General features: G+C 67.5%; 14 protein-coding genes. 5 read left to right on the top strand and 9 right to left on the bottom strand.

All coding sequences use genetic code 11. The annotated features are described in order from the left end of the window. Positions 1–21: 21 nt before the first annotated feature. Together KBX21_RS12140 and KBX21_RS12145 are read left to right on the top strand one after the other, a co-directional pair. On the top strand, positions 22–975 hold the full coding sequence (locus KBX21_RS12140) for a bile acid:sodium symporter family protein (protein ID WP_210841949.1): 954 nt from the start codon (positions 22–24) through the stop codon (positions 973–975). Between the two features lie 76 nt (positions 976–1,051). Further along, positions 1,052–1,216, top strand: a complete 165-nt coding sequence (locus KBX21_RS12145; RefSeq protein WP_199776632.1) for a hypothetical protein — start codon at positions 1,052–1,054, stop codon at positions 1,214–1,216. Between the two features lie 789 nt (positions 1,217–2,005). Here the strand turns inward: KBX21_RS12145 and KBX21_RS12150 are convergent. The 3 genes from KBX21_RS12150 to KBX21_RS12160 are packed head-to-tail and all read right to left on the bottom strand — an operon-like array spanning position 2,006 to position 5,382. After that, positions 2,006–2,668, bottom strand: a complete 663-nt coding sequence (locus KBX21_RS12150) for a hypothetical protein (RefSeq protein WP_210841950.1) — start codon at positions 2,666–2,668, stop codon at positions 2,006–2,008. Between the two features lie 48 nt (positions 2,669–2,716). Beyond that, positions 2,717–3,643, bottom strand: a complete 927-nt coding sequence (locus KBX21_RS12155; RefSeq protein WP_210841951.1) for a hypothetical protein — start codon at positions 3,641–3,643, stop codon at positions 2,717–2,719. Beyond that, positions 3,640–5,382 carry a hypothetical protein gene (locus KBX21_RS12160; RefSeq protein WP_210841952.1) on the bottom strand — a complete coding sequence of 581 codons (1,743 nt, stop codon included), beginning with the start codon at positions 5,380–5,382 and terminating at the stop codon, positions 3,640–3,642. Before KBX21_RS12160 ends, KBX21_RS12155 begins: the two co-directional genes overlap by 4 nt. A gap of 88 nt (positions 5,383–5,470) precedes the next feature. Here KBX21_RS12160 and KBX21_RS12165 point away from each other — a divergent pair, with 88 nt between their 5' ends. After that, positions 5,471–6,184 carry an NUDIX domain-containing protein gene (locus KBX21_RS12165; RefSeq protein WP_210841953.1) on the top strand — a complete coding sequence of 238 codons (714 nt, stop codon included), beginning with the start codon at positions 5,471–5,473 and terminating at the stop codon, positions 6,182–6,184. Positions 6,185–6,241: 57 nt separating this feature from the next. Here the strand turns inward: KBX21_RS12165 and KBX21_RS12170 are convergent, their stop codons facing one another. From KBX21_RS12170 to KBX21_RS12185, 4 genes are all read right to left on the bottom strand, one after another. Next, positions 6,242–7,192, bottom strand: a complete 951-nt coding sequence (locus KBX21_RS12170) for a hypothetical protein (RefSeq protein WP_210841954.1) — start codon at positions 7,190–7,192, stop codon at positions 6,242–6,244. A gap of 456 nt (positions 7,193–7,648) precedes the next feature. Further along, positions 7,649–8,950: a hypothetical protein gene (locus tag KBX21_RS12175; RefSeq protein ID WP_210841955.1), complete on the bottom strand. Its 1,302-nt coding sequence runs from the start codon at positions 8,948–8,950 to the stop codon at positions 7,649–7,651. 17 nt (positions 8,951–8,967) lie between these two features. Then, complete coding sequence (locus tag KBX21_RS12180; RefSeq protein ID WP_307869195.1) at positions 8,968–9,528, bottom strand: hypothetical protein; 561 nt, start codon at positions 9,526–9,528, stop codon at positions 8,968–8,970. A gap of 206 nt (positions 9,529–9,734) precedes the next feature. Next, positions 9,735–10,946, bottom strand: a complete 1,212-nt coding sequence (locus KBX21_RS12185; RefSeq protein WP_210841956.1) for an MFS transporter — start codon at positions 10,944–10,946, stop codon at positions 9,735–9,737. 571 nt (positions 10,947–11,517) lie between these two features. Between KBX21_RS12185 and KBX21_RS12190 the strand changes: the two genes are divergently transcribed. Together KBX21_RS12190 and KBX21_RS12195 are read left to right on the top strand one after the other, a co-directional pair. Next, positions 11,518–12,033 (top strand): lytic polysaccharide monooxygenase auxiliary activity family 9 protein, encoded by a 516-nt coding sequence (locus KBX21_RS12190; RefSeq protein WP_049575940.1) that lies wholly within the window; start codon positions 11,518–11,520, stop codon positions 12,031–12,033. 127 nt (positions 12,034–12,160) lie between these two features. Continuing rightward, positions 12,161–12,520, top strand: a complete 360-nt coding sequence (locus KBX21_RS12195; protein ID WP_210841957.1) for an MmcQ/YjbR family DNA-binding protein — start codon at positions 12,161–12,163, stop codon at positions 12,518–12,520. Between the two features lie 86 nt (positions 12,521–12,606). Here the strand turns inward: KBX21_RS12195 and KBX21_RS12200 are convergent, their stop codons facing one another. Together KBX21_RS12200 and KBX21_RS12205 are read right to left on the bottom strand one after the other, a co-directional pair. Further along, entirely contained in the window at positions 12,607–13,269 is a 663-nt protein-coding gene (locus KBX21_RS12200) for a response regulator transcription factor (protein WP_210841958.1), read from the bottom strand. Further along, on the bottom strand, positions 13,251–14,633 hold the full coding sequence (locus KBX21_RS12205; RefSeq protein WP_210841959.1) for a sensor histidine kinase: 1,383 nt from the start codon (positions 14,631–14,633) through the stop codon (positions 13,251–13,253). The genes KBX21_RS12200 and KBX21_RS12205 overlap by 19 nt, the downstream gene beginning before the upstream one ends. Positions 14,634–14,704 lie beyond the last annotated feature (71 nt).

A 14,704-nucleotide genomic window follows, 5' to 3' on the forward strand; every position in this document is an offset into this window, starting at 1 on the left:
AACGTGGGGGAGAAGTACACGATGACGGTCGTCAAGCAGGTCGCCGATTTCGTCGGCAGGTGGTTCGCGGTCCTGGTGCTCGCCGGGGCCGTTGTGGGGTTGCTCGTCCCAGAGCAGACCTCCCTCATCACGCCGCACGTGTCCCTGCTGCTTGGGGTCATCATGTTCTGCATGGGCCTGACCATGCGGCCCCAGGACTTCGCGGTCGTCGCCAGGCACCCCAAGGCGGTCCTCCTCGGGGTGGCCGCCCAGTACACGGTCATGCCGCTGCTGGGCTGGGGCATCGCCCACGCGTTCGGGCTACCGCCGCTGCTGGTGGTCGGCATGATCCTGGTCGGCGCCTCCCCGGGCGGCACCGCGTCGAACGTGATCGTCTACCTCGCCCGGGGCGACGTGGCACTGTCCGTCGCGATGACCTCGATCTCCACGATGTTGGCGCCGTTCATCACGCCCCTGCTCGTCCTGGGGCTGGCCGGATCGACCCTGCCGATCTCCGCCGGTGACCTCTTCCTGTCCATCCTCCAGGTCGTGCTGCTCCCGGTCGTCGGTGGTCTGCTGCTGCGCCTGTTCGCCGACCGCTACGTGGTCCCGATCCTGCCCCTGATGCCGTTGGTCTCGGTGACCGGTATCGTCCTGGTGGTCTCGGGTGTGGTCGGCGCCAACTCCGACGCCGTGCTGACCACGGGGCTGCTCCTGGCCCTGGCCGTCATCCTGCACAACACCCTGGGTCTGTTCCTCGGCTACCTCGTCGGGTACTTCGGGCGTCTGCCCGACTCCGCCCGCCGCGCGGTCAGCGTGGAGGTCGGTATGCAGAACTCGGGTCTGGCCGCGAGCCTGGCCACCACCCACTTCGAGCCCATCGCCGCGCTGCCCGGTGCGCTGTTCTCGGTCTGGCACAACCTGTCCGGAGCGGCCGTGGCCACCTTCTGGGCCAGGCGGGCACCCAGCGACACCGAGGAGCGCGAAGCCGTCTGACCGGGCAGGCTTGCTCCGTGCCCGGCCCGCGTGACAGGCTCTGCCTTCGACATCCCCCGGACCGAGGACGGAACACGTGGCCGCCCGAAAGAAGAAGCGCAAGCCCGGACGCGGGAGGAACGACATCCGCCGGGGACCCACGCGCGATCCCGGCCCCACGGGGAACGTGGGCTGCTACTTCATCCTGATCGCGATGGTGGCCATCGGTCTGGTCGTCCTGGTGCTGGAGCTCCTCACTTAGTCGGTGAATCGTCCCGTTAGAGTCCGGATCATTCGCAAAGGGGCGTGTCAGGGCACTGGTGTGTTCCAAGCAACAGCCGATTCCACACCTGCGGCACCTGACCTGAACCGGCCACCACCGGTCACGTGAAGTAGTCACGCGGGCACGCCCCGACTGTGAAGCTGTTCGCATGCGACACTTCGCCCCCTGTTCCGGCCTGCTCGTGCTCGCCCTGCTGTCGACCCCCGACCAGTTCACCGAACGCCTCGTCGCTTCTTCGCCGCCCCCGAACCCGCCGAGTGTCGCGGCACCCCTCCAGTGTTCGGGCCGTCTCCGGGTGCCGCGTCCGCGTAGGCCTCCGTGCTGCGGATACCGGTGAGCGTGTGGGGCCCGAAAAACCGCTGACCCCCGTCGCGGGGCGACGGGGGTGCCAACTCGGGAATCTGCGGGAGAAACTCGGGGCTCAAGGACCGGATGGGTCCCGCCTGGACCGGGACCCCACAGGGCACCCGAGCCACCAGGCGCCCCGCACGTCCCAACCTCCGCGTCGCGAGTAGCGCCTGGGAGGTTGGGACTTCCCCGAGAATCGCAAGGACTCCCGTGGTTGGAGTACCCAAAGGGTTTCGGACCTTGATCCTGGAGAATCCCAGAACCATTTCCGAACCCTGTTGAACCAAGATCACAGAACAACGAACTCGGACGCAATCCATTAAAAAAGGGTCGTTTCCAGGGTTTCACCCCTCTGGAAACGACCCCTGCCCAGGAGATCCACCCATCATGGAAACAGTGGCCATCCACTCAGGATCGTCCTCACGGGCCACCGTCTCCACTCCGGGGGAGCGCGCTGTTGGCCCAGGCGAACTCGAAGAGTCCGAGGGCGGCGTCGTACAGCGCCCCCGAGGCGGCCAGGTGGAGACATGGGGAGTGGCGGCCGTGTCGGTACCTTCCGTAGAAGGTGAGATAGGCCCCGGTGTCCGTGGCGATGATTCGGAATGTGTTGGGCAGATCGAACAGGCGCAGATCCAGGCCCGGCCTCTGGTGTCCGATCCGGTCCAGGTACTCGGCGTTGGCCCTGACCTGCGCACGTAGCAGGTCCGGTCCGAAACCGGGGTCCGTGTGACCCAGGTCGGTTCCCCGGCTGGACAACCAGGTGTCGGGGGCCGAGTCGGGGTCGGGTAACAGCACTTGGACCGGTGCCGGGGACTCCGACCACAACGGTGCGAAGGTGTCCCGAGTGAGTACGTTGCCCCGCCCCACCAGGACCTTCACCCACCGAGCCCGGGCCAGGTCCCGGGCCAGGTCCGCCTCGGAAGCCCCCTGCCGCTGGTAGAGGCGAGTGATGCCGGTTCCCGTGAGTCGGGAGAGCAGGCCCACCAACCACCAGCGGGGGCGGCCCGCGCGGAACCACCCAGCGACGAACACGAGCGCCGTGGCCAGCAGAGAACTGAGCACTCCGAGCAGGAAAGCGGTCATGGGAATCCCTTCGTCGCGGGCTGTACCAGCAGGACCGAACCGCTCAGTTCAGCAAAGATAGGGAAGGAGGTCCTTCACCACGTGGGCCGCGTTGTGTGCGGCCAGGTCATGGCCGTCATCGTTCTTCTCCTGGTCGGCGTTGTCGGAGATACCCCGGACCACCACCCAGTCGGGGTTGGGCTCCTCACCCACGGAGTTCTCCTGCCAGTACTGGCTGAGCCCGCCGGACTCCATGTCCACCGCCAGGACCTTGTCGTTGTAGCCCTCCAGGAAGCGGTGGACGTCGCTGTCACCGTCGGCGATGACCGCCTCACCTGAGCCGATGAGCCCCGGGTGTACCTCGAAGGTCCGTTTGCGGTGACCGTCCGCCTGACCGCGGATCATCGCCGGTTCGCCTCGATCGGTGAAGTAGACGTTCACCGCGTGCACGATCCGGGCGGGGGCCTGGCGTTCCTCGCCCCTCCTCTGGGCGTCGCCCTCGCCCCTGATCTTGCGTGAGTCGTAGTAGACGATCCGGGTGGAGACGATGACGTTGCCGATGCGTGCGTACTCGGGATGCAGCCCACCCCCGATGCCGACGAGGATCCACAGGCGGGGGGAGAAGTGGCGTCGCAGGTGGTCCAGGGCGGACATCACGGATCGCTGACCGGGGCTGTGGGTCATCGTCGCGACCACGGAGACGGTACCGCCGTCGGTGGCGACCTCCCCCGTGGAGAAGAAGAGTCCGTCGATCTTCTTCCTGGTCCTCAGGTTGAGCTGTTCGGTGACCGCCCGCATCTCCGTGGCCAGAAAGGTGACCACCCCGACGTCGCGGCTCCGCTGCTTCTCCTCGACGGACCGGGTGTCCACATCAGAGAGGGGAGACGGTGACACCCCGTGGTTGTTGATCTGTGTTCCGCCACCGAGATTGTTGTTGCTGATGTCGTTGGTGCCGCCGAGATTGACGATGCCGCTGTTGTTCGGGAGGTTGCTCACGCCTGGTCTCCGTTCTGCGAAGTTCCCGGCCCCTGCTGGGGGCCGTGGTTGTTGACCTGGGTTCCGTCACCGAGGTTGTTGTTGCTGATGTCGTTGGTGCCGCCGAGATTGACGATGCCGCTGTTGATGATCTGCATCGCGCGGTCGTCGAACTCGGAGATGTCCACCCCTCGGGAATGGAGGAAGTCGCTGGTGGCCTTGAGCAGTCGCAGCTCGACGTTCTTTATGTGGCTGAGGACCTGGGTCTTGTCCAGCTGGACCTTGCTCCATTCCTGAGCGCGCTCCTGGCGGATGCTGAGACGGCTGCCGATGCAGACGTTGCGGATGGGGGAGAGGGTGAGCTCTCGCCGGTACATGAAGAGGGCCTTGGCCAGGAGGGCGGGGTAGCGCACCACGCGCCAGAGGTTGGTGGTCTCACGCGGGAGCCCGTGCAGGTCCCTGAACGCGGCCCACGCCACGGCCCGCTTGCCGTGCTGGCCGAACTCCTTGGCCTTCCGGAAACTGTCCGGGGTCCGGGTCAGTGCGCAGGCTGCGAAGAAGAGATTGAGGGTGCGCCCCCGCAGGGTGGCATGCAGGAGGACCGTGGCCACCAGCTCGGAACCAGCGTCCGGGACGCTCACTTCGAGGAAGTGTTGGTGGGTGGGGCTCTGCTCGTTGATGAGGCGCCGCATCTTTAGCGGGTCGACCCTGCCGATCAGGGAGCGGTCGGTGGAAACGTCCGTGGACGCGACAAAGACCCGGTCCCGAACGTCCACGGGGAGTCGGACGTCCTCCTCGTCGTCGCGGAGCTGGAGGACTGCCTCGCGCAGGTGATCGATGAGTTCGTCGGTCCGGAAGGGTGGGTAGCGGTGTTCCCGCTCATGGAGGGGCTGGGTGTCCCCTCCCGGGCGCAGGAGCTGGATGCCCATCGGTGGGTTCCATTGGTGGATGAGCTCGCCCGCGCCGACGAAGGGTGACTCGTCACCGAAGAGCGTGAAGAGGGGGCTGTCCTCCTTCTCCTCCTTCCCCTGGTGCGCCGGACGGCGGTAGACGACGCAGGGATGCTTCTGCTGCTCGGCGACGACCGTCTCCCGCTTCGTGAGACGCCTCGGTCGTAGTCCGACTCCGGGCCTGTGGACGCGGTTGACGCGTAGCTGACTGACGACGCCCACGAACACCGCGACACCCAGGACGGCGGCTCCCATGTACCCCGCGATCATGGCCTGCGTGTGGAAGGAGAACACCAGGACGATCATGGTGCCCCCGACGGTCAGGCCCGCGAGCCCGACCCTCTTGAGGGTACGGACCTCGCCCATGATTCGCAGGTCACGCGCGGTGGGGATCCTCAGAGTGGGTTTCCGCTTCCCGTTCCTGCGCCGGGGGGCCAGCGGATCCTCGGCGCGGGCGATCACGGTGGACAGGGCGATCGCGTGGTGCAGGAGCAACAGGAGCGTGAGCCCGCTCGCCGTCAGCACGGCCGCCACTGTGTGGCCCAGGAGGAAGGGGGCGACGACCGATGCCAGCATGGTCAGCCGGAGGAGGGCGTGCAGGTGGGTGGCCCACCAGGCGTGGCGCATGACGGGGACGTGGTCGAAGCCGTAGGAAGGGGCCACACGGCGGAAGGGGGTCGTGCAGATCTCGTTGATGACGAGATCACGGAACTTCTCGTCGACATAGACACCGGTGCACAGGTGACGTGTGGCTCCGGTGGGTTTCTCTGTGGGGACGTCCCTGTCGGGTTCCGTGTGGACGGCGGTCATGCGGATCCCTGCCTCTGGGGGATAATGGTCACAGTGACCTTAATCAGGAAGGCGGGTTGAAGTCAAGATGACCTTTAAGGAGAATGCGGTGGATGACCGGCTGAAGGGGTCCACGGGAGTCGAGTTGTCGCTGGTGACCGTGGATCTGACCATCTTCACCATCAGGGAGGGCAGTCTGATGGTGCTTCTCGTGGAAAGGGGGACCGAGCCCTACCAGGGGCGCGCGGCCCTGCCCGGAGGGCGGGTGCGCGCGGACGAGACCCTGGACGAGGGCGCCCACCGGGAACTCCTGGAGGAGACCGCGATCGACGGCGCCCTGTTGCACCTGGAACAGCTCGGTGCCTACGGGGATCCCGGCAGGGACCCGAGAGGTAGGGTCGTCACGGTCGCCTACCTCGCTCTTGGACCGAACCTGCCCACCCCTGAGGGCGGTACCGACGCCGCTCACGCCTACTGGGCAGCCGTACCCGACATCCTCGACCAAGGCGACGCGCTGGCCTTCGACCACGCCGACATCGTCGCGGACGCGCTGGAGCGTACGAGAAGGACCCTGGAGTACACCACCGTGGCCACGACCTTCTGCCGCGAACCGTTCACGCTGCCCGAACTGCGCAACGTCTACGAGGTCGTGTGGGGTCGCCCCCTGGACCCCAGCAACTTCCGGCGGAGAGCCACAAGAGCCGAGGGGTTTCTGGAAGCCACGGGTGACCAGCGACCCCAGGCCACCGGCCGACCTGCCGCCCTCTACCGCAAGGGGGAGGCGGCCCTGCTCAGTCCGCCGTTCCTTCGGTCCGCCAGCTGAACCGGCGCCGCAACGACGACGTGTCCCCCGGCGACGCCGGAGGACACGTTGGCCCGATCAGAGACCGCCAGCCGGACCGGGACCGGGCCCCTGGCTGCCCGGCCACGGGTGGGGCTGCGGGGGAGTGGGCTGCTGCTTCTGGGGCAGGAGCGTGACGACCGCGGAAGCGACCAGCGCCAGGCCTGCGAGCCCGAGGAAGATCGCCCCCGCACCGACGGAGCCGATGCCCTGGCTGTTGACGGAGGAAGCGGTGCCGAGTCCGTTGATCATGCCGAAGAGCCCGGCGATGATGGCGATGACCGCCGCCGTGATGAGGGCCCACTTCTTGCCCGTCACCAGTGACACGACGCCGAAGACGATGACCACCACGAAGAGGGCGAGCATGACCGCTCCCTCACCGTCGGGGGCCTCCGGGGAGAAGTAGTTGATGCTCTCGGAGTACCCCATGTAGGACACCGACGCGAGCGGCAGGAACAGCGAGATGATGGCGACGAGGGCGAGCGCGGGAATCGCGAACCGGAACCAGATGGACCAGTGCACGGCCCCCGGCGCCTGGCCGGACCGCTGGCTGACCGTCTGGGCCGCACCCACGGCCGCGGGAGCGACGGTGGTGGTGAAGTAGGTCTTGGCCCCCTTGGCCAGTTCCTTGGCTCCCGAGGCGATCTGCTGCGCTCCCTGCGAGGTCTGCCCCGGCTGACCTCCGTGCGGCGGTGGCCCCTGCGGATGTGCGCCGGGCGGCTGGAAACCGTGCGGCTGCTGCTGGGGACCCGTGGGCTGTTGGGGCCCATGCGACTGGGCCCCCGTCTGCGGCTGTGACGGGGGTACGGGCGGGGTGTTCCGCCGAATGTATTCCGCGAGTTCCCTGTCGCAATTCGGGTGGTCGTGGATCAGCCGCCACAGGTCCGGGCGCACGGCGCCGATCTGCCTCAGGGTCATCGAGTCAATGCGGGGGTCGGCCAGTTCCTGAGCGGAATAGCTGGCGGGATCGCGCGGCCCAGGCGGGTTCACTCGTGCTCCTTGGGGGTGTGTCAGGTGATACCCAGTGTATCGATTCGCCAAGGTATCACTGCTGTGTAAGTCGGCTTCGCTAAGAGCCTTAATGACGTGCGACTCACAGCCTTTTGGTGGGGCTCCCACCGCCTGGGAGGTGCGTGTACTCGACGTATCCACGTGTGCGGGAGTCCCGGCCGCGTGGCAGGTCGATCGCTTGCCATTCGGGTGTGGAGGTCATATCTTCGCTGGTCAGCATATGTATTTGAGGAACTGGGTTCCAGGTCTCGACTTCTGTTTGTCAACAGCCGCTTCGACGACCCACACGGGGCGTCCTTCTGTGAGGAGTTCGGTGACCGTGAAGTTATGAAGTCGTTGGCATCGAATGGTCGGGATCGTGCTCGGGCTCACTTGGAGAAGGAGGAACCGAGATCGTGTGCTCCCAGCCATTCGTCCGGTGTTCGCTCATGACGGTCACCCCTCGGCGAACTCCTCAATCACCGCTGGCAGGTTCCACTCGTCGGCATACTCGGTGAACACCCGGAGCAGGACCTCGCGGCGCTCGGGGAGGAACGAACCCGGGTCACACACGATGTCGGGGAACTCCCGAACCATGCGCGCCCAGTCGAACCCGTCGCGGAGAACGTGGCGCAGCCGCGCCACCTGCCACGCCATGAGTCGAGGGTGGTCGTCCTTGCGTTGGGGGCCACCCCTGACCGGAGTGGGGATGTTCCGTTCGGCCGCTGCCAGAGCCTGGCGACGAAGAACACAGGAGCTGCACCTGCCGCAATGAGCCGGGGCGTTGCCGCCCTCGTGGTGGGAGAATCCGGTGTCGCAGGAGACCGAGGCGGCCAGGGCCCCGTCGTAGTACGTGGGAACGCGTCTGACCATCTCGGCCTTGGTCCGTTCGAAGGCTCGGTTCTCGATCCGGAACCCGCTGTCACCGGTGACCGCTCTGGCGAGGTGCTCCATGTATCTCAGGGTCTTCGGGTGGACCGCCTTCGCCGCCTGGGCGCCGACCTGGCCCCGGGACAGCGCCAGGTTGAGCGCCCCCGGGCCGTTCTCATACAGACGGAGCGAGTTCGTTCCGCGCGCGATCGCGGAGAGCACCCCCGCGGTCAGGAAGACGAATCCCCGTGAACGCGCGGTGCTCTCTCGGTTGCCCAAGCGGACCTGAAGCCTGAAGGGGCTCCATGAACGCAGTCGTGTATCCGCGCTCCGAAGGGTGTCGTAGACGCCCTTTTGCTGGTTCTCCATGCGGTTGTTGGTGCTGACGGAAACGGCATGGATCGGATCGCCCGATTCGTTGAGGTCGGCGATGATGCCACACACCGAATCGAGCCCGCCGGAGAAGAGCGCCGTCGCGCCCTCGAGTTGGAGTTCCGCGTTACTGAACAGAGACGGTTGGTTCGGGACCGGCCCGCCCTGTGGGAACTCGATTCGCCAGGTGTCGGCGGTCAGCCAGTTGAGTGGAGCCTCCACGTCAGCCGCGCGTCGGGACCACCAGGCGGGGTTCTGCACGGGAATGGTGGTGCTGATGGTCCGGTGCCACTCCTGGCCCCTGTGCCAGGAGTTCAGCGCCGGGCGTCGGAGGTTGCGGTCGACGGCGAAGGCCGTCGCGGCGATCATCCACAGGTCCGCTGCCAGGTGGTCGTCGTCCAGGTAGTCGATGATCAACTCGGGGACGACCTTGAGGATGTTGGTGTCCTGGTCGAACGCCCTCAGTTCGGGTTCGAGGTCGGAAGAGTAGGTGACCCTGGTCGCTTCGCGTGGCACGGGGGCTCCAAGGGAGGTCAGCGCATGAGGTCACTGACCAGTCCGCGCAGGATCGTCGAGGTGAAGGTGAGGTCGGCCAGTTCGAGGAGATCCAGTGCGTCTTGGGCGTCCGGGCCGTAGTCCCCCGTGAACGGTGAGACACGGTCCAGGGCGTACCGGCGCAGGGCTCCGAGGGCGAACTCCTCGCCGATCCGCAGCGCGAGCTCCTCGTCGGCCTCGATGAGATCCTCCGGGTCGCAGCTGGCGAGCACGGTGCCGATGGCCTGGTCGACGAGGGCTCGCATGCCCGACGTGCGGCGGCCGGCGCACAGGTCGAGATTCTCCGGGCCCTCATCCTTCAGAGTCCTCGCCAGCTTCCGCGTGCGCTGAGCGGCGTGGTCGAGGTCGGGTGTTCCGAGCTTCCTCAGGACCTGGTCCAGGGCCCTCCTCAACGGGGGCCCGACCTCGACCTCGGGGATCGTCAACTGGTCCGGAGGGACTCCGGATTCGCGACGCTTCCGTGCCCGCTCGCGCAGTTCGATGTCGAGGGGGTCCAGGGCACGTACTCGATCCCGTGTGTGTCGGTCGTCGTCCGGCACGCGTTGAGCTCCGATCCGGTTGACTGTTTCGAGAATCACCCGAGTGATCACGGAAGGCAATGCCGGGGGAGACGTTGGCAACTATCGGCCAAGGGGCGAACCGCCCGTTACGCGGCCGGTGCTCATGGGCAGTGCACGGCGCCGCGGAGGGTTCGGTGGCATTCGGCCGAACCGCTGGAACTCTCCTCACGGCCTGTGGGAGCCGGTCACTCGCGGGCGATGGGCCGGTCGACCACTGCGGCGAGGATCGCGGCGACCAGCGCGAGCGTCGCTGGTGCCAGCAGAAGCAGGAGCAGGCCGCTGGTGGAGTCGATGTCGCCGAGGGCCGGGCCAGCCAGAGAGGACGCCAACGCGCCGCCACCGATGGAGATCGCGGCGGTCAGACCCAGTGCCGTACCGGCCAGGTCCTCGTGCTCGGACATCACCGCCGTGTTGACGACGGGGGTGGTCAGCCCGTTGCCCACGCCGACGAACGCGCAGGAGGCGAAGAGGACCAGTGGGTGGACGTCCCAGGTCACAGCGATCACCAGGCCCGCGAGGAGGGCCGAGCAGGTCAGGGTGCGCGCCAGGACCAGCAGGCGGGTGCGCAACATCCGGGTGCCGAGGGTGCCCGCGAGGTAGCTGCCCAGGACGAACCCGCCGGGAACCATGGCCATGTACAGGCCGAGGGCGACCCCCGAACCGTCGAGGTGCCGGTCCATGGCGAGGGGAGCGCCGCCCAGGAAGACGTAGAGGGTTCCCATGGAGCAGGCCATGCAGAGGGAGTAGGTCCAAAAACGGGGCGAGGCCAGAATGCGCCGGAGCGCGGGCAGGAAATCGTGACCGGGACCGTTCGAACGGGTGGAGGACTCCTTCATGTATCGCATTGACACCAGGAGAACCAGACCTCCGATGACTGCGAGAGCGAAGAAGATCGAGCGCCACCCGAACAGATCGTCGAGTGTTCCACCGAGGATGGTTCCGAGCATGGGCGCGAGCGCCCAACCCATTCCGGCGAATCCGATTCTCCGAACGGCGTCACCGCCGTGCGACGTTTCCCTGATGGCGACCATCGCCACGGAAAAGCACGCGGCGATCGCTGCCTGCGACATTCGGAAGGCGAGGAAGATCCCGATGGTGGGCGCCAGCGCGCAGCCGAGGGAGGCGAGCGTGAAGACCGTGACGGAGACCAGCACGACCGGGCGGCGGCCGTAGCGGTCCGACAGGGCTCCGGCGACCGCCTCGGCCGTGACGGTGGCGACGGCGTACCCGGCGATCGAGAGGTTGACCAGCGCGAAGCTGGTCCCGTAGGCGGCGGCGATCTCCGGCAGGGCAGGAAGGTGCACCGTCACCGGGAGAACGGAGATCGCGGCGAGGATAACGAGGACGGAGCGGTGCGGAGGGGGCGTTGACCTGCGCGTGTCAGTGGGGTCGGGCATGAGAAGGTTCCTTCGCCGAAGCGTCGTTGGGGGCGCCTGCCATGTGGGGCGGCCGTCGCACGGGATGTGGGTGCGGCCGTGGGGGAAGCCGGGGGCGTGTCGCTCTCCGGGGCGCCCGGTGCCGGTGGTGTCGAGGTGGGACGCTTCCGGCGAAGGGAAGGGAATCTGTCTTCGAGGACAGTTCTCACTGTTGTCGAAGGCGTTCCCGGAAGAGAATACCGCAAGGATTTCAGTAGACCAGTCACGGATCTGATAAGGGTCTTTCCAGTTTGGGGGTTCGTCCCGGGGGGTCCCTGGCAGTACCAGTGGAGAGTTCACATTTTGGTACCCGGTTCCAAGGCGAGAAGAGGTCTTGACGAGGGAATTACGCGCTGCTTACTCTGCTCGGCAACAGGTTGAGGAATGATCGAGAATTCCGAATTCCTGTAGGCGCCGACCCTCGCGAACACAGGGAATTGTTCGACCCCCATGGACGCGAACCGAGCCGTCCTGGGCCCGACAACGGCCCGGGTCCCCCGCGACGACCCCGGCGTGCTCCGGGTGTTCGTGATCCCCAGAAGGGCGAGACCTCATGAAGTTCCCCAAGCTCCGTTCCACCGCCGCCGTGGCCGCCGCCACCGCCCTCCTCTTCACCCTGATGCCCGCCGGGACGGCGAGCGCCCACGGCTACATCTCCAACCCCCAGAGCCGTCAGGCCCAGTGCGCCGCCGGTGTGGTCGAGTGTGGCCAGATCCGCTGGGAGCCGCAGAGCGTCGAGGGCCCCAAGGGCCTGATGAGCTGCTCCGGTGGTAACTCGCGTTTCTCCGAGCTGGACAACAACAACTACGGCTGGCGCGTCTCCGACGTCAGCACCAACGCCACCTTCAACTGGACGATCACCGCCGCACACTCCACCTCCACGTGGGAGTACTTCATCAACGGCAACCGGATCGCCAGCTTCAACGACAACGGCGCCCGGCCGCCGGCGAATTTCAGCCACAACGTCAACCTCTCGGGCTACAGCGGACGCCAGACCGTCCTGGCCCGCTGGAACGTGGCTGACACGGGCAACGCCTTCTACGCCTGCGTCGACGTCAACATCCGTTGATGAGAGCGCGCTGAGTCACGACGCGCCCCGGCCCGTGCCAGCCCACGGGCCGGGGCGCCTTTCTGTCGCGGGTACGGGCGGATAGGGTGGCCGCGCCGATGTCGGTGGCGTGTGGTTGTCTCATCTCATGGGTGTTGAGATCGAGCGGTTCCTGCGGCTGGTGCACGCGCTTCCCGAGTGTGAGGGCCAGGACTCGGAGCGGTACACGACGTTCCGTGTCAGAGGGCGGCCCTTCGGCTACCTGTGGCCGCGGACCGCCACGGTGGGGTTGAAGCAGTCGCTGATCGAGCAGGCGGCGCTGGTCGCCGAGCGGCCCGAGGTGTTCGAGAAGCAGTTCACGGCGGGCGGGTTCGGCTGGGTGGTGGTGCACCTGGACGGCATCGACCTGGAGGAACTCAGCGAACTCACCCTGGAGGCCTGGTACCTGACCGCCCCCGAGGACCTGCTCGTCGCATCGCCCACCCCGGAGGCCCTGGTTCACGCCTGACGCCGACGGCGAGCCCGTCTACCGCCGCCTCGGATTTCGTTCCTGCGGCCGGGTCACCGAACACGCCCTCGCCCCTGAACGCCGCGTCAGTCGGGGCGTTCCCGCAGGTAGGTGAGGACGGCCATGACACGGCGGTCGACGTCCGTGCCCTCCGGCGGCAGGTCCAGTTTGGTGAGGATGTTGCCGATGTGCTTGCCCACGGTGGGTTCGGAGATCACCAGGTCCTGTGCGATCCGGTTGTTGGATCGGCCCTCCGCGAGCAGCGCCAAGACTTCGCGTTCGCGCCCGGAGAGGCGTTCCAGGGGTGCGCTGTGGCGCCGGACCAGCTGGCGCACGACGGCGGGGTCGATCACCGTTCCGCCTCCGTGGACGCTGCGCAGGGTGTCTGCGAAGTCGGCCACGTCCACCACCCGTTCCTTGAGGACGTAGCCGATACCCCGGCCGTCGTGGGAGTCGAGCAGCTCGGCCGCGTAGCTGGACTCCACGTACTGGCTGAGCGCCACGACCGGCAACCGGGGGCGGTCGCGGCGCAGCCGGACGGCGGCACGCAGGCCCTCGTCGCCGAAGCCCGGAGGCATGCGTATGTCGGTGACCACGAGGTCCGGATCGTGCGCGTCGACCGCCTCCACCAGAGCCTCGGCGTCACCGACCGCCGCGGCCACCTCGAATCCGAACCTGCGCAGGAGTCCCGCCAGTCCCTCACGCAGCAAGGCGCCGTCCTCGGCCAGCACTACCCGGATGGGTGACAAGGGATCTCCGTTCTCAGTCGGGTGGGTCCACCGACGGGGCTCGACAACAGGACACGGCCGCCCACGACCGCGACCCGGTCGGCGAGCCCGGTCAACCCGGTGCCGCGCTCGGGGTCGGCACCGCCCCCGCCGTCGTCGACGGTCTCCAGGACCAAGGTGTCACCGTCCAGCGCCGCGTTCAACCGAACCGAGGTGGCCCCGGCGTGCTTGGCGACGTTGCCCAGCGACTCGGCGGCCACGTAGTAGGCGGTGCTCTCCACATGCGCGGGCAGTCGACGGGGCAGGTCCACGCGGACGCGCACCGGGACGGATGAGCGGTCGGCCAGTTCCGGGAGCGCGGCGGACAACCCGAGGTCGCTCAGGACCTTGGGGTGGATACCGTGGACGATTTCGCGCAGGGACCCGATGATCTCTTTGGCCTGCACGTGCACGGAGGTGAGGGTGCGTTCCATGTCGCTGCCCGGCGGGGCGTCCATGCGGGCCAGACCGATCTGCATGGCCAGGGAGATGAGTTGTTGCTGGGCACCGTCGTGCAGGTCGCGTTCGATGCGCCGGCGCTCGGTCTCGAAGGCGTCCACAAGGCGGGCGCGGGACCGTGTGACCTCGACCAGTTCCGAACGCAGCTCCTCGGTACCCCGGTCCGCCAGCAACAGCCGTGCCAAGGCGGCGTGCGCGTGGGCGGTGAGGGCCGCGGCGTAGGGCGTGGCCAACAGGAGGACGGCACCGGCCGCGACCAGCGGGAGGGTGGCCAGAGGGTCATCGAACTCCCAGACATGGAGGATGACGGTCTGGCCCAGGCCAGCGATCACCGGAGTGGAGAGCAGGTGGGCACCGATGATGGGGAACAGGTACAGGACGCTCCAGGTGACGGCGTCCACCACGGTGACCAGCAGGAGCAGGTACGCGAACGCCCGCCAGGTGGCGGCCTCGGTGTAGCGCGTGCGGATCCAGGCCAGGACTCCCGGTTCGACGGGTCGGCGCCCCCCGCTGACCGGCGGGTGGATCAGACGCAGCCGCCACCGCTCCAGTCGCGCGACGGGCACCGCGATCAGGGGGCCGAACGTGAGCAGGAGCGTGAGACCGGTGACCAGCAGAGTGATGAGGAACCAGGTCGGGTGGTCCCGGCCCACGGCCATCTCCTCCACGGCCGTGCCCAGGGTGAGGAGGGGGAAGGTGATCGGGATGATCAGTGTGGTGAGCACCGTTCCGACCAGCACGGTCGAGGCCAGGTACCCCAGGCTCCGCCAAGGCCAGGACGACAGCGGAAAGCGTCGCCCGCGCAGGGCCTCCAGTGGAGTACTCGGTGGGCCCTCCCGGGACGGGGCCGGGGCGCCGGGCCTCGGGACGTTGGTCTGCTCGCTCACCGGCCCAACCTACGCCGACCACTCGGGGGTCGACAGCGGGGACGCCCCACCCTTCCGCTACGGGCCTGCCC

This window comes from Nocardiopsis sp. B62, from assembly GCF_018070675.1.
GTDB lineage: Bacteria > Actinomycetota > Actinomycetes > Streptosporangiales > Streptosporangiaceae > Nocardiopsis > Nocardiopsis prasina.

Bases quoted from the DNA above. Each gene is read 5' to 3' on its own strand.
- KBX21_RS12140 (WP_210841949.1), top strand. From the start codon at position 22: ATGACGGTCGTCAAGCAGGTCGCCGATTTCGTCGGCAGGTGGTTCGCG.
- KBX21_RS12150 (WP_210841950.1), bottom strand. From the start codon at position 2,668: ATGACCGCTTTCCTGCTCGGAGTGCTCAGTTCTCTGCTGGCCACGGCG.
- KBX21_RS12160 (WP_210841952.1), bottom strand. From the start codon at position 5,382: ATGACCGCCGTCCACACGGAACCCGACAGGGACGTCCCCACAGAGAAA.
- KBX21_RS12185 (WP_210841956.1), bottom strand. From the start codon at position 10,946: ATGCCCGACCCCACTGACACGCGCAGGTCAACGCCCCCTCCGCACCGC.
- KBX21_RS12190 (WP_049575940.1), top strand. From the start codon at position 11,518: ATGAAGTTCCCCAAGCTCCGTTCCACCGCCGCCGTGGCCGCCGCCACC.
- KBX21_RS12195 (WP_210841957.1), top strand. From the start codon at position 12,161: ATGGGTGTTGAGATCGAGCGGTTCCTGCGGCTGGTGCACGCGCTTCCC.